Origin of the sequence: Aeromonas sp. INTO2 (assembly GCF_049860605.1) — a bacterium.
Lineage (GTDB): Bacteria > Pseudomonadota > Gammaproteobacteria > Enterobacterales > Aeromonadaceae > Aeromonas > Aeromonas caviae.
Map to the genome: position 1 here is coordinate 1,224,319 of NZ_CP187588.1, position 19,396 is coordinate 1,243,714.

At 63.2% G+C, this 19,396-nt stretch carries 15 protein-coding genes; 11 read left to right on the forward strand and 4 right to left on the reverse strand.

The window, feature by feature from the left end; translation table 11 throughout:
* Positions 1-121: 121 nt before the first annotated feature.
* On the reverse strand, positions 122-2,194 hold the full coding sequence (dinG, locus tag ACPW74_RS05890; protein WP_104454378.1) for an ATP-dependent DNA helicase DinG: 2,073 nt from the start codon (positions 2,192-2,194) through the stop codon (positions 122-124).
* Between the two features lie 565 nt (positions 2,195-2,759).
* On the opposite strand from dinG, the gene ACPW74_RS05895 reads away from it, so the two are divergent.
* The 4 genes from ACPW74_RS05895 (at position 2,760) to ACPW74_RS05910 (ending at position 7,470) form a co-directional block, all read left to right on the forward strand.
* Positions 2,760-3,964, forward strand: a protein-coding gene (locus ACPW74_RS05895; RefSeq protein WP_086008128.1) for an IS3 family transposase whose coding sequence is annotated in 2 segments (ribosomal slippage) — positions 2,760-3,078 and positions 3,078-3,964 — 1,206 coding nt in all. Because the reading frame shifts where the segments join, the coding sequence is not laid out codon by codon here.
* Between the two features lie 42 nt (positions 3,965-4,006).
* Positions 4,007-4,984 carry a porin gene (locus tag ACPW74_RS05900; protein ID WP_425859190.1) on the forward strand — a complete coding sequence of 326 codons (978 nt, stop codon included), beginning with the start codon at positions 4,007-4,009 and terminating at the stop codon, positions 4,982-4,984.
* Positions 4,985-5,202: 218 nt separating this feature from the next.
* Entirely contained in the window at positions 5,203-6,144 is a 942-nt protein-coding gene (locus ACPW74_RS05905; RefSeq protein ID WP_425858711.1) for a hypothetical protein, read from the forward strand.
* Positions 6,145-6,279: 135 nt separating this feature from the next.
* A complete protein-coding gene (locus tag ACPW74_RS05910) occupies positions 6,280-7,470 on the forward strand; it encodes an amino acid aminotransferase (RefSeq protein ID WP_010675240.1) in 1,191 nt (396 codons plus the stop codon).
* 79 nt (positions 7,471-7,549) lie between these two features.
* Here ACPW74_RS05910 and ACPW74_RS05915 read toward each other — a convergent pair whose 3' ends face one another.
* From ACPW74_RS05915 to ACPW74_RS05925, 3 genes are all read right to left on the reverse strand, one after another.
* Positions 7,550-9,055, reverse strand: coding sequence for a helicase HerA-like domain-containing protein (locus ACPW74_RS05915; protein WP_182975860.1), 1,506 nt, complete (start codon positions 9,053-9,055; stop codon positions 7,550-7,552).
* A 115-nt stretch (positions 9,056-9,170) separates the two neighbouring features.
* Positions 9,171-9,665, reverse strand: a complete 495-nt coding sequence (locus tag ACPW74_RS05920) for a DUF2062 domain-containing protein (RefSeq protein WP_128343763.1) — start codon at positions 9,663-9,665, stop codon at positions 9,171-9,173.
* Complete coding sequence (locus ACPW74_RS05925) at positions 9,659-10,177, reverse strand: DUF2062 domain-containing protein (RefSeq protein ID WP_010675237.1); 519 nt, start codon at positions 10,175-10,177, stop codon at positions 9,659-9,661. The genes ACPW74_RS05920 and ACPW74_RS05925 overlap by 7 nt, the downstream gene beginning before the upstream one ends.
* 28 nt (positions 10,178-10,205) lie before the next feature.
* On the opposite strand from ACPW74_RS05925, the gene ACPW74_RS05930 reads away from it, so the two are divergent.
* The 7 genes from ACPW74_RS05930 to uvrC all read left to right on the forward strand — a co-directional run bounded on the left by ACPW74_RS05930 (position 10,206) and on the right by uvrC (position 19,229).
* Complete coding sequence (locus ACPW74_RS05930; protein ID WP_425858714.1) at positions 10,206-12,422, forward strand: DNA internalization-related competence protein ComEC/Rec2; 2,217 nt, start codon at positions 10,206-10,208, stop codon at positions 12,420-12,422.
* Positions 12,423-12,556: 134 nt separating this feature from the next.
* Entirely contained in the window at positions 12,557-14,326 is a 1,770-nt protein-coding gene (gene msbA, locus ACPW74_RS05935; RefSeq protein ID WP_128297415.1) for a lipid A ABC transporter ATP-binding protein/permease MsbA, read from the forward strand.
* Entirely contained in the window at positions 14,326-15,324 is a 999-nt protein-coding gene (gene lpxK, locus ACPW74_RS05940) for a tetraacyldisaccharide 4'-kinase (RefSeq protein WP_128297414.1), read from the forward strand. Before msbA ends, lpxK begins: the two co-directional genes overlap by 1 nt.
* A 112-nt stretch (positions 15,325-15,436) precedes the next feature.
* Positions 15,437-15,634 (forward strand): Trm112 family protein, encoded by a 198-nt coding sequence (locus tag ACPW74_RS05945; RefSeq protein ID WP_010675233.1) that lies wholly within the window; start codon positions 15,437-15,439, stop codon positions 15,632-15,634.
* Entirely contained in the window at positions 15,631-16,410 is a 780-nt protein-coding gene (kdsB, locus tag ACPW74_RS05950; protein ID WP_010675232.1) for a 3-deoxy-manno-octulosonate cytidylyltransferase, read from the forward strand. Before ACPW74_RS05945 ends, kdsB begins: the two co-directional genes overlap by 4 nt.
* A gap of 210 nt (positions 16,411-16,620) precedes the next feature.
* A complete protein-coding gene (uvrY, locus tag ACPW74_RS05955) occupies positions 16,621-17,265 on the forward strand; it encodes a UvrY/SirA/GacA family response regulator transcription factor (RefSeq protein ID WP_010675231.1) in 645 nt (214 codons plus the stop codon).
* 110 nt (positions 17,266-17,375) lie between these two features.
* Complete coding sequence (uvrC, locus tag ACPW74_RS05960; protein ID WP_202007401.1) at positions 17,376-19,229, forward strand: excinuclease ABC subunit UvrC; 1,854 nt, start codon at positions 17,376-17,378, stop codon at positions 19,227-19,229.
* Positions 19,230-19,396: the final 167 nt, after the last annotated feature.

Here is a 19,396-nt window from a genome sequence, read left to right on the forward strand (position 1 = left end):
GCCTTACGGTGTGCGGGGTGTGGATCCCGCTGCCCCGAGTCCTGCGGGCAGCGTGCTCTTCTATCTTCCTGCCCCCTCCTGACATGAGAGACAGGGGATCGCATGGCGGGCGTCAGCCGTGTCACTCGATGCGTCGGGTGAAGGGGGGGAGGGCGTCCAGCAGCCCCTTGCCGTAGCGCTTGGTCAGCAGGCGCCGGTCCAGGATGGTGACCCGCCCCCGATCCGCCTCTTTTCGGATGAGGCGGCCACAGGCCTGGATGAGCTTGCGCGACGCCTCCGGCACCGTCAGTTGCAGGAAGGGGTTGCCGCCGCGCTGCTCTATCCACTCGGCGGTTGCCTCTTCCACGGGGGAGTTGGGCACCGCGAAGGGGAGCTTGGTGATCACCAGGTTGGTGAGGTAGTGGCCGGGCAGATCCAGCCCTTCCGAGAAGCTGCCGGTGCCAAAGAGGATGCTGGCCTGGCCGCCGTCGCACTTTTGTTTGTGCAGGAGGAGCAGGGCGCTGCGGGACGCTTCCCCCTGTACCAGGAGCGACATCCCCTTGGCCCGCAGCCCCACCGCCACCTCGTTCATCTGGCGATAGGAGGAGAAGAGCACCAGGCTGGCCTCCTTGCCTGCCAGCAGACGGGGCAGGGTATCGATCAACTCCTGGGTGAAGGCGGGGGCACTGGGCTCATGGGCCATCTTGGGCAGATAGAGTTCGGCCTTGTGGTAGTCGAAGGGGGAGCGCAGCCGCAGATAGCGGGTGCCGTCATGCTCCTTGAGCCCCACCTGGTGGCGAAAATAACTGAAGGAGGAGAGGGCGGTGAGGGTCGCCGACACCAGCACGGCCCCGAGACAGCGGGACCAGAGCCACTCCTCCAGCAGATACCCCACCTCGATGGGGGAGGCGTGCAACCAGATGTCCCCGTCCTCGCTTCTGGCCATCCAGCGGGCGAGGGGGGTCTTGCCGGTGGGAACATGGCGGCTCAGCATCTCCCAGAGGGCGCAGAAGCTCTCGAGCCGTTGCAGGTGAAAACCGCTCTCCGCCAGCAGAGGCTCGGCCTCCTTGCGACGAATTTCGCCATCCTTGAGCGCCTCGCCGATGGCCCCCTGCATTCTGTCCAGCGCCCGCAACGCCTTCTTGCTCGCCTCCTTGAGGTTTTCCGCCAGCATGGGCAGGGGATCCGGCAGCACCCCATCGGCGAATCTGTGGTGGGGCTCGCCGCCAAAGAGGTGATCATTGCTGGCGAGCCACTGCTCGAGGGCCTTGAGATCCGGCTGGAGAGAGGCCAGGGCATCCTGCAGTTTGAGCTGGGGGTCGAGGAGGCTCTCCTTGTTCAGCGTCCTGGCCAGCTTGCCCGCGCTTTGCACCAGCTTTTCCAGCCAGCGGCGGGATCCCTTGATGCTGGCGCTGGCGGCGCCGTGATCCCGGGCGATGGTGGGCAGGTGATGGGCTTCGTCCAGCACATAGATGCACTCGTCCGGCGGCGGCAATATGATGCCGCCCCCCATGGTGAGGTCGGAGAGCAGCAGGGCGTGGTTGACCACCAGCACGTCTGCTGCGTCCATGTCGTTGCGGGCCCGATGGAAGGGGCAGTGCTGATGGTGGCTCAGGGCCTTGTTGCAGGTGTGGCGGTCGGCTGCGATGCGATCCCAGCAAGGGTCCGTAATGGGTTTGGGCCAGTTGTCCCGATCCCCGTCCCACTTGCCTTCGGTGTAGGCCTGCCACAGCCCCTGGTAGCACGCTTTGTCAGCATCCGATGGCTTGTGTCTGCTCAATGCGCCGAAGTCGAGTTCGAAATTGGCCATCTCGCTGCCGTTTGCCGCCTGCTCCAGCAGGTGCTCGCAGCAGTAACGCTGGCGCCCCTTGACCAGCATGAAGCGAAACGGCAGCTCGCTGTGACGGTGATAAAAGGGGAGATCCTTGTGGATCAGCTGCTCTTGCAACGCCACCGTGGCGGTGGAGATGATGAGCTTCTTCTGGGTGAGCCGCGCCACCGGGATGGCGCCCTGGGCATAGGAGAGGGATTTGCCGATACCGGTGCCCGCCTCGGCCACCAGGATACGGCGAGACCTGTCGTACTCCCCGGTGAGGGTCTTGGCTATCTCGGCCACCAGGAAGTTCTGCTCCCTGCGGGGCACAAAGCCGGGCAGGCCGTCGGCTATCTGGCGATAGGTAGCGCGAATACTGGCTTTGAGACGGGTCGATAACATGGCTTGGCGGGTCATGGCTGGGATTGGAGTGACAGGATACCCGCAACCCGGCGCCCGGGTCGAGGCAGGGATGACAGCCCCTTGCATGGCCGCCGCCAAATATGCCAACACAGCGGTTGGGGATGGACGACTCCCCTCAGCCGGCATAAAAAAGCAGCGTTTTTCGCTACAAACGTTGTCCTCGCATCGAGGGAATGGGGTGGGACCTGGATCACATTTTTTCCCCTATGACTATGGAATCACGGGAAAGTTCCAAGTTTTTTCATTGCGGATTGCAAAACCCGGTGCTAGTCTCAGGCCCCATAGTGATGCAAAGAACATCGCTAACACAGGGAATAACAACAACTTAGTGTTTAATTGCAGTAGGCATTGGAAACTATGAAAAAGACAATTCTGGCTATTGCTATCCCGGCTCTGTTTGCATCCGCAGCTAACGCTGCCGTCATCTATGACAAAGACGGTACCACCTTCGACTAGATTGGCCCCTTGAAGATCCAGACACTTCGCCCCTCTTAACTTAAGAGGTAGTCTTGGAGCTATGTTCAGTACTAGTCACAACGAGAAGATGGTCGAAGTGTTAACAGGGGCCGAGCGCCGTCGACGCCGGACTCCACAAGAAAAGATCGCCATCGTGCAGCAGACCTTTGAGCCCGGGATGACCGTCTCTCATGTTGCTCGCTTGCACGACGTCAACGCAAACCAGCTTTTCAAATGGCGTAAGCAATTCCAAGAAGGGTCTCTCACGGCGATCACCGCCGGTGAGGATGTTGTTCCTGCTTCCGAGTTGGCTGCTGCCATCAAGCAGATCCGAGAGCTTCAGCGTCTGCTCGGGAAGAAGACCATGGAGAACGAGATCCTCAAAGAAGCCGTGGAGTATGGTCGAGCAAAAAAATGGATTGCGCATGCGCCCTTGTTGCCGGGGGACGACGATTAAGTGCTGTGAGCCAGGCTCTTAATGTATCGCGTGCGCAGCTATCCGTTCGTGTTCATCGAAAACCGGGTTGGCAAGATGGTCGTCATCATCGCCAGCGTGATGATGCAGCCTTACTTGGCCGTATCATGGAGGCGATGGCAGAGCTTCCCTCCTATGGCTATCGCCGGGTCTGGGCGCTGTTACGGCGTCAGTCTGAGGCAACAGAACAACCTGTGGTAAACGCTAAGCGGGTATATCGCGTCATGCGCGAGCATGGCTTGCTGCTGGAAAGAAAACCAGCTGCACCATTGGCCCAGCAGGCACATAAGGGGTGTGTTGCCGTCAAGGAGAGCAATCGACGGTGGTGCTCAGATGGCTTCGAGTTTCGCTGCGATAACGGTGAAAAACTACGAGTCACGTTCGCCATGGACTGCTGCGATAGGGAGGCGTTGGACTGGGCGGCCAGTACCGGGGGTTACGACAGTGACACTGTGCAAGATGTCATGCTGAGGTCTGTCGAACGTCGCTTTGGGGATTCGTTGCCGGCATCACCGGTGGAGTGGCTGACTGATAATGGCTCGGCGTATCGCGCCCATGAGACCCGCGCGTTTGCACGAGAAATCGGGTTGGAGCCCAGAACGACAGCAGTGAGAAGCCCACAGAGTAACGGTATAGCGGAGAGCTTCGTGAAGACGATGAAGCGAGACTATATCGAGATGATGCCAAAACCGGATAGCCGAACAGCGGTAGGCAATTTGGCTATTGCGTTTGAGCATTATAACGAGCACCACCCGCACAGCGCCTTGGGATACCGTTCACCACGGGAATTTCTGCGCAGTCGGGTATCACAACCCTAAGCGGGAAAAAGTGTCTGGATCTATGGGGTCAAATCCATCGACATCTACGGTCGTGTACATGCCCAGTACTTCGGCGAGTACGACTCCTACGATGCAGACGCAGATTCTTACTCCAAGAATGATGGTGAGCTGACCACCTATGCCCGTCTGGGCTGGTCCGGTAAAATGGCTCTGAATGACACCTGGTCTGGCGTTGCCAAAACTGAGTGGCAACTGGCCTCCGAAAACTCCTATGGCAGCGACAAGCGTGAGCTGAAGGCTCGTCACATCTATGCTGGCTTCGATGGTTCCCAGTATGGCCAGTTCCTGTTTGGTCAGACAGAAACTGCTTTCTACAATGCAACCGTCGCCAAGACCGATATCTTCAACGACTACGGTGACATGGCCAACGTCTATGATGGTCGTCAAGAAGGTCAGGCTATCTATAACGGTCAGTGGAACGGTTTTGGCCTGAAAGGTGGCTACATCACCAACAACGGCAGCTATGATGCGAACTACGCTGGCTGGTCTGGTGTTGAAGGTAAAATGGACCACGGCTACACCCTGGGCGCAACCTATGACTTCGACTTTGGTCTGGGTCTGGCCGCAGGTTACGAGTCCAAGAGCTTCGAAGATGCCTCCAGCCTCACCATCACTTCCGAAAACGGTACTTTCAGTCGCGCTGATCTGACCGACAAGAATGACTGGGCTGTTGCCGCAAGCTACACCTATCAGGGTTTCTACTTCGCTGCCCTGTATAACGAATCCACCTACAAGTTCGACGGCTTCAACGATGCCAAGGCGCGTGGCTACGAGCTGGCTGCTTCCTACAACGTAGACGCCTGGACCTTCCTGGCTGGCTACAACTTCGCTGAAGCGAAAGTGGAAGGTGTAACTTCTTACGAAGACACCGTAGATTTCACCTCCATGGGTGTTGAATACGCCTTCAACTCCAAGCTGAAAGCTTACACCGAATACAAAATCCAAGGCCTGAGTCAGCAAGATGACGAGTGGACTGTTGGTATGCAATACAACTTCTAATCAAGGCTCCCTCTCATAGGGAATCGTGAAAGAGTTGATGAAACGGCCAAGCTTGCTTGGCCGTTTTGTTTTATCTGCCTTTCACCTCTTTCGCTTCCTTTCGACGTCCGGTGCTGCGCCAGGTCACGTTGTCTCTTTTCCGCCCTTGGCTCCTTCGTCGTAAATCGCTAGATTATTCAATTCGTTGAAGGATGGTTTGCCGACAGGGAAGGATGCCTTTGATCGATTTCACCCACCCCGAGTGGCGCGCGCTGGCACAGCAGTTGCTGAGCGGCGGCCCCCAGGCTGTTCGCGGTCGTCAATGGCAGCCGCTCATCGGCATGCTTCGGGACAACCAGTTGCTGCTGGCCCTTGGCAATCATCACTATGAGCTCACCCCTGCCGGGCACCGCTATCTGACTCGGGAGCTGATGCTGGCGAAGATGGCCAGTGCCCCGCCGGAACCCGAGGAGTGGCTGCAATCCCACGGTTGGCAACTGGGGGAGCGGGTCAACGAGCGGGTGCTGGCGGCCCTGTATCGCAAGGGGGAGGGTCATTTCAGCCCCATCGAGCAGATCGACTTCGAAGACAAGGGGATCCGGCTGTGCAGCGATCTGCCCCTTCGTCTGCGGGCCACACGGCCGTTCAGCCTGTTTCTCAGCGGCGGCACCCTGCTGGATGCCGCTCCCTGGCTCCAGACCCTGGGGGAGGTGGCGCTGCCAGCCCGCACCCTGGCGCAGCTTGGCAAGATCCTCTGGGGAGAGGGGGAGATACAGCGGGTGATCACGACCGATGCCGTCGGCGCCTTCGCCGAGTTGCCACTGCCCGCCGACGCCCTGCTGGTCTGGTATCCCGCCGAGGATCCCGGCACGCTGGAGCCCCTGATCGCCGCCTTGCCGCCCCAGACCCTCTGGAGCCACCTCACTGCCCTGGATCCGGCCGGGGTCGACAGGGTACTGGCATTGGCCCAGCGGTTGGGGAGACCGGCGAGCTGGTGGTTGCCCCGGGATCTGTTGCCCATCAAGGCGGCTTACGGGGCTCCCCTGGGGGATGGCCGGCCCTGGGAGCCGAGCCGTATCCCCCGTGCGCTGCTGGCGCAGTGCAATGATCTGGTGGAGTCGAATCGGGGTCTGTCGGTCGAGGTGTGTGCCCTGGCACCGGATTGGCACGGGATTGGTTGAGGCGGCGCCGAGAAAGCGGTTTTCCCCTATGGAAGGCAGTGGTATAAAGAGCTGACGAAGCGCTCCCTGAACGGGCGCTTTTGTTTGCCAACCTACTTTGCCAGCCAACGAACTCAACGGACTACAGGGAATACCATGTTTGAAAAGGTTGTTGCCGCCCCAGCGGATCCGATCCTGGGCCTGACCGAAGCCTTCCGTGCCGACACTCGCAGCCACAAGATCAATCTGGGGGTCGGTATCTACAAGGATGAGACCGGTGCCACTCCTATCCTTCACTGCGTCAAGCAAGCCGAGCAGAAGCTCTTGACCGACGAGAAGACCAAGAACTACCTCGGTATCGAAGGCAATATCGAATACGGCCGCATCGTGCAGCAACTGCTGTTCGGCCGTGATGCCGCCCTGGTGACCAGCGGCCGCGCCAAGACGGCGCAGGCGCCGGGCGGTACCGGTGCCCTGCGTATCGCCGCCGAGTTCGTGGTACGCAACAATCTCGCCAAGACCATCTGGATCTCCGATCCCACCTGGGCGAACCACGTCAGCGTGTTCCAGGCGGCCGGTTTGACCGTCAAGTGGTACAAGTACTACGACGCCGCCACCAAGGGACTCGACTTCGCCGCCATGCAGGCCTCCCTGTCTGACGCGCAGGCGGGGGATCTGGTGCTGCTGCACGGCTGCTGCCACAACCCGACTGGTATCGACCCCACCACCGAGCAGTGGCGCGCCCTGGCCAGGCAGAGTGCCGCCGCCGGCTGGCTGCCGCTCTTTGACTTTGCCTATCAGGGCTTCGCCCGGGGTATCGAAGAGGATGCCGAAGGCCTTCGCATCTTCGCCGAGTGCCACGACGAGCTGCTGGTGGCGAGCTCCTTCTCCAAGAACTTCGGCCTCTACAACGAGCGGGTCGGCGCCTTCACCCTGGTCTGCGCGACCAAGGCGGTGGCCGACGTCGCCTTCACCCAGGTGAAGACCGTCATTCGTGCCAACTACTCCAATCCGCCGTCACATGGCGCCGCCGTTGTCACCACCGTGGTGAGCGACCCGGCCCTCTATGCGGAGTGGGTGGAAGAAGTGGCCGCCATGCGGGTGCGCATTCGCGAGATGCGCGAGCTGCTGGTGGAGAAGCTGGCCGAGCGGGGGGTGAACCAGGATTTCAGTTTCATCCGCGAACAGAACGGCATGTTCTCCTTCTCCGGTCTCTCCAAGGATCAGGTGGAGCGCCTCAAGAGCGAATTCGCCATCTATATCGTCGGCTCCGGCCGGATCAGCGTGGCAGGCATCACCCGCGCCAACATTGATCCCCTCTGCGACGCCATCGCCAAGGTGTTGTAAGAGAGAAGCATCTGCGCCAAGCGCCTTGCTTCAGCCATAAAAAGCCCGCCGACACGGCGGGCTTTTTCATTTTCCGGCATCAGCGGCGCCGCTTGCTGCTCCCCAGCAGGGAGCCGAGCACCCCGCGCATCAGCTGGCGTCCCACCTCGTTGCCGAGGGTGCGGGCCACGCTCTTGGCGGCGGTCTGCACCACCCCGTCATGCTGGCCACCACGGGGGCCGGTGCGACCGAACAGGATGCCATTCAAGGCATCCAGCAGACCGCCACCCTGGTCGGTCTGTGGGGAAGCGGTCTCGTCACCGGCGGCGGGCGATGCCTCCTGAAGCCGCTCGAACGCGGACTCCCTGTCCTCCTGGGTGTCGTATCTGCCGTAGAGCAATGAGCCCTGAATAAGCGCCTGGCGCTCGGCCGCGCTCAGGGGGCCGATGCGGCTGGCCGGGGGCGCGATGAAGGCGCGCTCCACCACGCTGGGCCGCCCCTTCTCGTCGAGCAGGGAGATGAGCGCTTCCCCGACCCCCAGTTCAGTGATGGCTCCGGCGGCGTCGAAGGCAGGGTTGGCCCGCAGGGTGTTGGCGGCGATGCGTACCGCCTTCTGATCGCTCGGGGTGAAGGCGCGCAGGGCGTGTTGCACTCGGTTGCCAAGCTGCCCCAGCACGCTGTCGGGGATGTCGGCCGGGCTCTGGGTCACGAAATAGACGCCCACCCCCTTGGAGCGGATGAGGCGCACCACCAGCTCAATTTTCTCCAGCAGTGCCCTGGGCGCATCCTTGAACAGCAGGTGGGCCTCGTCGAAGAAGAACACCAGCTCGGGCTTTTCCGGATCCCCTATCTCGGGCAACTGTTCGAACAGCTCGGAGAGCAGCCAGAGCAGGAAGCAGGCATAGAGGCGGCTGGACTGGGTGAGCTTGCCGGCGGCCAGCACATTGATATGGCCGTGGCCCGCCTCGTCGGTCTGCATCAGATCCTGGATGTCCAGCATGGGCTCGCCGAAGAAGTGATCGCCGCCCGCGCTCTCCAGGGTGAGGAGGTTGCGCAGGATGGCGCCGATGGAGGCGGTCGACACATTGCCGTAGCGGGTGGTGAGAGTCTTGGCGTGCTCCCCCGCAAACTGCACCATGGCCCGCAGGTCTTTCAGATCGAGCAGCAGCAACCCCTCGTCGTCCGCCACCTTGAACACCAGCTCCAGCACCCCGCTTTGGGTGTCGTTGAGGCCGAGCAGGCGTGCAAGCAGCAGGGGCCCCATGTCGGAGACGGTGGCCCGCACCGGGTGGCCCTCTTCGGCGAAGAGATCCCAGAACAGGGTGGGGCTGGCGGCAAAGTCGGGTGCCTGAAGGCCGAGCTGGGCCAGACGGGCATCCAGCTTGGCAGAGGGGGTGCCGGCGGCGCCCAGGCCGCTCAGATCCCCCTTCACGTCTGCCAGAAAGACCGGCACGCCGAGGCGGGAAAACCCCTCCGCCAGCACTTGCAGGGTGACTGTCTTGCCGGTGCCGGTGGCCCCGGTGATGAGGCCGTGGCGATTGGCCATGGCGGGGAGCAGGGAGAGGGGGTTGCCATTGGCATGGGCCAGCGTGAGCGGTTCGGCCATGGTGGGCTCCTTGTTTCGAATGGGGGTCGAAAAACAACGGGTTACAAGGAGTGTGGTGGCAGAGGCAGACGATGGCAAGGCACGCCGCCCGAGACAAGGACAGCGTGCTGGCAACCTAGCGGGGGCGGGTCAGCTTGCCCAGTTGCAACAGCAGCAGGGTGAGCAAGGCGCCGGCGGCAGCGCTCAGCACCGCCAGCAGCAGGCTGCCGAGCAGGAAGGGGGGCACCAGGATAGCCGCTTCCTGCTCCAGCCAGTGCAGGGACCAGGTGAGATGGAAGGGGGCTGGCGTCTCGTTCAGCACCAGGCAACCGGCCCGATAGGCGTAGAGGTACATGAAGGGGAGTGTCAGCGGGTTGTTGAACCAGACCGCCAAGAGGGCCAGCGGCAGGTTGAAGCTGAACGCCAGCACCAGGGCGACGGCCACCAGAGAGTGCATGGGCATGGGGACCCAGCTGGCGAACAGCCCGGCCGCCACGGCGCCACAGAGGGCCCGCGTTCCCCCTTGCCAGAGGGCGGGGGTCAGCAGTCGCTCGCCAAAGAGGGCGAACCACTTCTGTTGGCGCAGGGTATCGGGGTCAATCTTGAAGCGGGCCAACCAGCGATTCAGCATGGGCGCGCCACCTTGCGTTTTTGCCACTGGCGCACCGTGCTCAGGCGCCAGCCCGCGCGAACCAGGACATAGCCGACGAGGGCGCTCAGCAGGGCAAGCACCAGGGAGCCCAGCAAGAGCGGCGGGGCCACCGTCTCGAACACCGACACCAGCCAGGCCCAGGTGAAGGTGATCTCGATGTGTTGGGAGGGTTGCCCCAGCAACTGGCAGCCCACCAGATAGGCGCCATAAAACAGCGGTGGCATGGTCAGGGGGTTGGAGAGCCAGACCAGGGCTACCGAGAGGGGCAGGTTGACCCGGCAGGCGATGGCGCCGCCAGCGGCCAGCAGCATCTGGCAGGGGAGGGGAACCCAGGCCATGAAGAGGCCGACCGCACAGGCACCGGCGGCGGAGCGCCGGTTGAGATGCCAGAGGTTGGCATCCAGCAGCAGCTTGCCAAAGAGTCGCAAGTGCTTGTGTTCCTTGAGGGTCGCCGGGTCGGGTAGCCAGCGCTGTATGATTCGTTTGGGCATGTTCTGAACCTTGCTAAATACTTGCTCCATGGATCTGCGTCTGTTGTCGTTTGCCCTGGGGGCAAGCTCCTCACTGCTTTGGCCATGGCTGCCTTCATGGGAATGGGGTGGCCTGATGCTGCTGCTCGCGCTCCCCCTCGCCGGTGGTCGTTGCTGGCGGCTGCTGTTTCTGCTGCTCGGCATCCTCTGGATGCAGGTGAATTTGCACTACCGGCTTGCCTGGCTGGATCAGCTTGGCAAAAAAACGAGCCACATCATAACCGCACACGTGCAAAGTACGGAGTCTTCGGGAGAGAAAGAGGGGGATAAATTTGCGCGCCTGCTGCTGCGCCTCGACACCCTGGACGATCGCCCCCTCATCGTGCCACCCCTGGTGCGGGTCAATGCCTATCAGGTGTTGCCGCCGTTGCCTGCCGGCAGCCGCGTCACCCTGGTGACCTCTCTCAAGCCGGCCCATGGCCTGGCCAACGAAGCGGGGATGGATGGGCGGCGCCTGCTCCTTGGCAAGGGAATCACCGCCACCGGCAACCTGCGCCGGGTCATCGCCCTGGATGCCGTGCCCCCGGGTGTGCGCGATCGCTGGCTGGCGGCGGCGAGTCGCGCCTGGGAGGGGATGGCGCAGGCCCCCCTGCTGGCGGCCCTCACCTTCGGGGAACAGGGAGGGATCACGGATGCCCAGTGGGAACTCTTTCGCGGCAGCGGCCTGACCCACATCATCGCCATCTCGGGCCAGCATATCGCTCTGGTAGCGGTGCTCGGCTGGTGGCTCGGGCGGCTGTTCGGGCTGCGCGGGGCTATCTGCGTGTCACTCCTGTTCGCGGCCACCTACAGCTGGCTGGCGGGGTTTGCGGTGGCCACCGAGCGTGCCCTCATCATGGTGCTGGTGTGGAGCCTGCTGCGCTGGCTAAAGCGGGACTGGCCGAGCCACCGGATCTGGCTGTGGGCCTTCGTGGTGCTGACATTGTGGGACCCTTTCGCCCTCTATTCTGCGGGGTTCTGGCTCTCTTTTCTGGCGGTGGCCCTGCTGTTGCTGGCGAGCCTGCTGCACGATCGCCCCGGCCTGGTGCGGCTGCAACTTCTGCTGCTGCTCGGATTGCTGCCCCTGCAACTGCTGCTGTTCGAGGGGATGGCGCCCCTGGCGTTTCTGCTCAATCTGCTGGCACTGCCGCTGTTCTGCCTTGTCATCATTCCCCTGGCGCTCGTCGGCGTACTGGTGGCGCCCCTCTCCACGTTGCTGGCCCACGGCCTGCTCTGGGTCTCCGCCTTCGGCCTGGAGTGGGTGCTGTGGGGGCTCACGCAGCTGGCGGATCGCCTGCAGCTCTGGTGGCCGGTGCCCGGCTGGCTGATGCCCGCCAGCGCCCTGCTGATCCTGCTGTGGACGGGATGGCACCTGCCGGGAGGGCGCACCCTGGGGGGGCCGGTGGCGGCGGCCCTGCTGCTCGCCCTCTGGCCTGCTCCCGCTTCCTGGCAGGTGCGGGTGCTGGACGTGGGGCAGGGGCTCTCGGTGCTCGTCACCCGGGGGGAGCGGGCCATCCTGTTTGATACCGGGGATCGCTACCCCGGGGGCTACAACATGGCGGATGCGGCCATCCTGCCTCTGCTCAACCGGCTCGGCATCCGGGTGATCGACACCCTGATCATCAGCCACAGAGATAGGGATCACGCGGGCAACCGGCAGGCTCTGCTGCAGAGCATGGCGGTGCGCCGGGAGCTCTCCTCCTTCCCCTTTGCACCGGCTACCCAGGCCTGCCGCCGAGGTCAGCAGTGGCATTGGCAGGGACTGGATGTACGGGTGCTCTGGCCCCTGGCAGCCGGGGCGGGGCGCAACAACGACAGTTGCGTGGTGCAGCTGGACGACGGGCGCCATCGGCTGCTGCTGAGCGGCGACATCGAGCAGCAGGCGGAGCGCCGCCTGCTGGCGCTGGAGGAGGGCGCGGGGCTGGCCAGTACCCTGCTGGTGAGCCCGCATCATGGCAGTCGCACCTCCTCCACGGCTCCCTTCGTGGCGGCGGTGAAACCTGCCTTCGTGGTGCACAGCGCAGGCTTCATGAACCAGTGGGGCTTTCCCCGCCCCGAGGTGGTGGCGCGATACCAGGGGGCGCGGCAGTGGGTCACGGGGGAGGCGGGCGCCATCCTGATCGAGCCGGGGGACGCGGGGCTCAGGATCCGGGCCGAGCGGGAGCAGGGGCCCTGGTACCGGCGTGGGGGCCCCTGGTGGCAGCCGCAAGTATGGGGAAGGGAGTGAGGATCCGGTGAGCCAGCCCGGCAAGGGGCGGCCTTCATTTGTGACCCGGGTTGTAGCCATCGCGCCAGCGGCGCTTGGTGTAGCTCCAAGGTTTGGCTAGAATAGCCCGTCATTTCCCTTATTAACGGCTATTCATGCAACAAGAAACCTCACAAGAGAGCTGGACCGTCTTCAAGCGCCTGCTCGGTTATGTCCGGGATCGCAAGCTGGGTCTGGTGGGCGGCATCATTGGCATGCTGGGTTACGCGGCCGTGGATACCACCTTCGTCTACTCCATCAAACCGCTCATCGATCAGGGGCTCAACGGCAACGACAGCAGCGTGCTCAAGTGGATGCCCTTCTTCGTCCTCGGCATCGTGGCTCTGCGCGGCTGCGCCGCCTTCCTCTCCAACTACTGCATGGCCTGGGTCGGGAACCACGTGGTGATGCGCCTGCAGCAGCAGGTGTTCAGCCACCTGATGGCCATGCCCATGAGCTTCTTCGACCGCCAGAACACCGGCAACCTGCTCTCCAAGGTGACCTATGACGCCGGTCAGGTGTCGTCCGCCGCGAGCTCGACCCTGGTCTCCCTGGTGCGGGAAGGGGCCACCGTCATCGGTCTGCTGGGCCTGATGTTCTGGCACTCCTGGCAGTTGTCGGTAATCTTCCTGGTGGTGGGGCCCCTGGTCGGGATCCTCATCAGCATCATCAGCCGACGTTTTCGCAAGATAAGCCGCCACATCCAGCAGGCGGTGGGTGACATCACCACCTCCACCGAGCAGATGCTCAAGGGGCACAAAGAGGTGCTGATGTTCGGGGGCCAGGAGGTGGAGGACAAGCGCTTCTACCAGGTGAGCAACCGGATGCGCCAGCAGACCATGAAGATGGTCGCCGCCGACGCCATCGGCAGCCCCATCGTCCAGATGGTGGCCTCCGTGGCCCTTGCGGTCTTCCTCTATGTCGCCACCATCGACAGCGTCAAGGCGACCCTGACTGCGGGCACCTTCACCGTCATGGTCACTTCCATGATGATGCTGCTCAAGCCGCTGAAAAGCCTGACCGACGTGAACAACCAGTTCCAGCGCGGCATCACCGCCTGCCAGAGCCTGTTCGGTCTGCTGGACTCCACCCCGGAGCAGGACACCGGCACCCGCACCCTGGAACGTGCCCGAGGTGAAATCGAGTTTCGCAACGTCACCTTCACCTACCCGACCAAGGAGACACCGGCGCTGCGCAACATCAGCTTCAAGGTGGAGGCAGGGAAATCGGTGGCCCTGGTGGGTCGTTCCGGCTCCGGCAAGAGCACCATCGCGAGCCTCCTGACCCGCTTCTATGACATCGAAGAGGGGGAAATTCTGCTGGATGGCGTCAACATCCGCGAATACCGCCTGAGCGAGCTGCGCAAGCAGTACGCCCTGGTCTCCCAGCACGTGCACCTCTTCAACGACTCCGTGGCCAACAACATCGCCTACGCGGCGGAAGAGAAGTACAGCCGCGACGAGATCCAGCAGGCGGCCCGCATCGCCCATGCTGACAACTTCGTCAGCAAGATGCCGGAAGGTTATGACACCGTCATCGGCGAGAACGGCGCCTCCCTCTCCGGCGGCCAGCGCCAGCGCATCGCCATCGCCCGCGCCCTGCTGCGGGACTCCCCGGTGCTGCTGCTGGACGAAGCCACCTCGGCCCTGGACACCGAGTCCGAGCGTCACATCCAGGCGGCCATCGACGAGCTGTGCAAGGCGCGCACTTCCCTCGTGATCGCCCACCGCCTCTCCACCATCGAGAAGGCGGACGAGATCCTGGTGATCGACGAGGGACACATCGTCGAGCGCGGCAACCACCAAACCCTGATGGACATGCATGGTACTTATGCCCAGCTGCGGGCCATTCAGTTTGGTAATACAGCCACGGGTAACAAGGGCTGATGCTGGCCAGACTCTGGTACGGGAACAGCCTCTGGCGCTGGGGGCTGGCCCCCTTCGCCCTGCTGTTTGCCCTCATCAGCGGCGTCCGCCGTCTGGGGTATCGCCGGGGCTGGTTCAGCGCCTATCGGGCCACCCTGCCGGTGGTGGTGGTGGGCAATCTCTCGGTGGGGGGCAACGGCAAGACCCCGGTGGTGGTCTGGCTGGTGGAACAACTCCAGGCCCGGGGCTGGCGCCCGGGCGTGGTGAGCCGCGGCTATGGCGGCAAGGCGCCCCATTACCCCTATCGACTGGATGAGAGCAGTACCCCGGCCGAGGCCGGGGATGAGCCCGTGCTCATCGCCAGACGCTGCGGCTGCCCCGTGGCGGTGGCCCCCAGACGGGCCGATGCTGTGCGGTTGCTGGAGCAAAGCGGTGAGGTGGACATCATCGTCACCGACGACGGCCTGCAGCACTATGCCCTGGCCCGTGACATCGAACTGGTGGTGGTGGACGGTGCGCGCCGCTTTGGCAATGGCTGTCTGCTGCCCATGGGGCCGCTGCGCGAGCCCACGACCCGCCTCAAGCGGGTGGACGCCATCATCTGCAACGGCGGTGAACCCGCCCGTGGTGAGTACGCCATGCGCCTGGTGCCGGATACCCTGCGCCGGGTGTGCGACGATGCGCCTCTCACTGCCCCCCTCTCGGGGCCGGTGGATGCCCTGGCAGGCATCGGCCATCCCCCCCGTTTCTTCGCCACCCTGACCGCCCTTGGTTACGAGCTGGTGCAGAGCGTCGGCTACGGGGATCACCAGGCGTTCGACGCCGCCGAGCTGCTGGCCCGCTTCGGCCAGCGCCCCTTGCTGATGACCGAGAAGGATGCGGTCAAGTGCCGCCCCTTCGCCCCGGACAACTGGTGGTATCTGCCGGTCAGCGCCGAGCTGCCCGATGCCCTGGGGGAGGCGCTGCTGCGCACCCTGGGCCCGCAGTCCGGAAGAGGGGACGGGCATCAGGCGCCCTGACGGGGTGCCACCGGATTGGAACAGACGGCCAGCGCCCGGACTCGGGGGCTGGCCCTGCACATTGACATGCCAGGCAAGATCGCCTGTGGGAAATCGTTAAAGGAGTTTCGTTGTGGCACTGGATATTAAATTGCTCGACATCATCGCCTGCCCGGTCTGCAAGGGGAAACTGCACTATCAAGCGCACGCCGAGGGCCCTCAGGAGCTCATCTGCCGTTTCGACAGACTGGCCTATCCCCTGGAGGAGGGGATCCCGGTGCTGCTGGAGAACCGGGCCCGTCACCTGGCGCTGGAAGAGCTGAAGCCATGAGTTTCGTCGTCGTCATTCCTGCCCGTTACGCCTCCACCCGGCTGCCGGGCAAGCCGCTGGCCGACATTCACGGCAAGCCCATGGTGCAGCACGTGGTGGAGAAGGCCCTGCAATCGGGTGCCGATCGGGTGATCGTCGCCACCGATGACGAGCGGGTGCAGCAGGTCCTGGCCCCCTTTGCCGCCGCTGCCGGGTTCGAGGTGTGCATGACCTCACCGGATCACCAGTCCGGCACCGAGCGTCTGGCCGAGGTGTGCCGTCACTACGGCTTTGCCGCCGATACCATCATCGTCAACGTGCAGGGGGACGAGCCCCTCATTCCCCCCGTCATCATCCGCCAGGTGGCGGACAACCTGGCCGCGGCCAGCGCGCCCATGGCGACGCTGTCGGTGCCGATCAGGGATGCCGAAGAGGCGTTCAATCCCAATGCCGTCAAGGTGGTGACCGACCGGGAGGGGTATGCCCTCTATTTCAGTCGCGCCAGCATCCCCTGGGATCGGGACCGCTTTGCGGCCAGCGATCGCGTTGCGGGGAGCCGCGAGCAGATTGGCGATCACTACCAGCGCCACATCGGCATCTACGCCTATCGCGCCGGCTTCATCCAGCGTTACGTGGACTGGGCACCGAGCGTGCTCGAGCAGGTCGAAGCCCTGGAGCAGCTGCGGGTGCTCTGGTACGGGGAGAAGATCCACGTGGCCCAGGCGCTGCAAGCCCCGCCGGTGGGGGTGGACACCCAGGCCGATCTCGACAAGGTACGTGCGCTGCTGGCCGGTTGAGGCTGGCGGAACGGCTTTGATGCAATACGGCGCCCCAGGGCGCCGTTTTTTAATTGATTCTTTGTATAATAATTTGATTTAAAACGGATTTTACGAGCAATTTCAAACTTTTCCCGCCCATGGTTTGCCAAATCATCGAGTTTGGTTATGATGCAAGACGCCGTGTTAACCCTAACTGGCATATAACGAGATAAAAAACGGGGTGTTTGGGTGATTAATGTATTCCTGGTCGATGATCATGAGTTGGTGCGTACAGGGATAAGACGCATTTTGGAAGACGTCCGCGGGATCAAGGTGGTGGGCGAGGCGCAGAGCGGGGAAACCGCGGTGGCCTTCTGTCGGCAACATCACCCCGATGTGATCCTGATGGACATGAACATGCCGGGCATCGGCGGTCTGGAAGCGACCCGCAAGATCCTGCGGATCCGCCCCGATGTACGCATCATAGTGCTGACCATTCATTCAGAAAATCCGTTCCCCACCAAGGTGATGCAGGCGGGCGCCGCCGGGTACCTCACCAAGGGGGCCGCGCCGGACGAGATGATCCACGCCATTCGCCTGGTTCACTCCGGTCAGCGCTACATCTCCCCGGAGATCGCCCAGCAGATGGCCCTGAGCCAGTTCGCCTCCGCCGACGAGAACCCCTTCAAGTCCCTCTCCGAGCGGGAGCTGCAGATCATGATGATGATCACCAAGGGGCAGAAGGTGACCGACATCTCCGAGCAACTCAACCTGAGCCCGAAGACGGTCAACAGCTACCGCTACCGCCTGTTCAGCAAGCTGGGGATCAACGGTGACGTGGAGCTGACCCATCTGGCCATTCGTTATGGCATGCTGGATGCCGATACCCTGTAACGGGGGCGTGTGGACACCAAAGGCGGCACCGGCCGCCTTTTGCTTTTTGCAGGCTGTGGGCAGTATGCTCTCCCCGTCTTTTTGCATTCATCCGTTGAGTCGAGTTGCCGATGACCCTCTCTCCCGAGCCCCATTTTGACAGCAAGGCATTCCTGAGTGCCGTCACCCACCAGAGCGGTGTCTACCGCATGTACGACAGCGGCGGCACCGTCATCTACGTGGGCAAGGCCAAGGATCTGAAAAAACGGCTCGCCTCCTACTTTCGGACCAATGTCGACAGCATCAAGACCCGCACCCTGGTGCGCCAGATTGCCGATGTGCAGGTAACGGTCACCCACACCGAGACCGAGGCGCTGATCCTCGAGCACAACCTCATCAAGCAGTACCAGCCCCGCTACAACGTGCTGCTGCGGGATGACAAGTCCTACCCCTGGATCATCATCACCGACCATCGGCACCCGCGCATCGGCGTCCATCGCGGCGCCCGCAAGGTGAAGGGGGAGTATTTCGGCCCTTACCCCTCCGGTGGCGCGGTACGCGAGAGCCTGCACCTGATGCAGAAGATCTTCCCGGTGCGCCAGTGCGAGGATGCCGTCTATGCCAACCGTACCCGCCCCTGCCTGCTCTACCAGCTCAAGCGCTGCGCCGGCCCCTGCGTGGCGGGGCTGGTGAGCGAGGCCGAGTATGCTCAGCAGGTGGCGCTGGCCAAGCTGTTCCTCGCGGGCAAGAACCAGCAGGTGATCGGCGAACTGGTGGGCAAGATGGAGTCCGCCAGCGGCGATCTGCGCTTCGAGGAGGCGGCCCGCTACCGGGATCAGATCCAGGCCCTGCGCCGGGTCACCGAGCAGCAGTCGGTGAGCGGCAACGTGCTGGACGAGCTCGACGTGGTGGGGGTGGCCTTCGAGCAGGGGACCGCCTGCATCCACGTGCTCTTCATCCGCCAGGGCAAGGTGCTGGGATCGCGCAGCTACTTCCCGAAAGTGCCGGCCGATACCCCGCTTGACGAGGTGGTGCAATCCTTCCTGCTGCAGTTCTATCTGTCGGGGCAGGGGGGACGGCAGATCCCGAGCGAGGTGCTGCTGGACGTGGCGCTGGAGGATGAGAGCGTCATCGCCGACACCCTGAGCCAGACCGCCGGCTACAAGGTGCGGGTGGTGAGCCGGACACGCAGCGAGCGGGCCCGCTTCATCAAGCTCGCCTCCATCAACGCCCAGACCGCGCTGCGCTCGCGCCTCGCCCACAAGAGCACCATCACCGCCCGTTACGATCAGCTGGAGGAGCTGCTGGAGCTCGAGAGCCCCATCGCCCGCATGGAATGTTTCGATATCTCCCACACCATGGGGGAGCGCACCGTGGCCTCCTGCGTGGTGTTCAACCGGGAGGGGCCGCTCTCCTCGGAATACCGCCGCTTCAACATCGACGGTATCACCGGCGGGGATGACTACGCCGCCATGGAGCAGGCGCTGGAGCGTCGCTTTGGCAAGCAGCAGGAGCCGGACAAGGTGCCGGATGTGCTGTTTATCGACGGCGGTCTCGGCCAGTTGCGCCGCGCGGAGGAAATCCTGGCGCGCCAGTTGGAGTTTCTCGGCGGCAAATACCCGCTGCTGGTGGGCATCGCCAAGGGGGTGACCCGCAAGGCGGGGTTGGAAACCCTGATCCTGGGGGACAGCCACGAAGAGCTGCACCTGCCGGCAGACATGCCCGCTTTGCACCTCATCCAGCACATTCGCGATGAATCCCATCGCTTTGCCATCACGGGCCACCGGGCCAGGCGCGCCAAGGCGCGCACCACCAGTACCCTGGAGGACATTCCCGGGGTGGGGCCGAAACGGCGACAGGCGCTGCTCAAATACCTGGGTGGCTTGCAGGAGGTGAAAAAAGCCGGGGTGGACGAGCTCGCCAAGGTGCCCGGCATCAGCCAGGAGCTGGCCCAGTCCATCCACGACGCATTGCACTCGCTCTAGCGCTGCCTTTGGTGTGAAGGTGGTCACGCCAGGGGGCATCAGGGCGTGCCGCCTGCGCACAAGAGCCGTGACGCAGGGGGCTCCCAAATGCCATAATGACCGGCATCCTGAGGTTATTGATGGATTAATGGACCAAGGCGGGCGCCAGTTCGGTTGCATCCGCGATC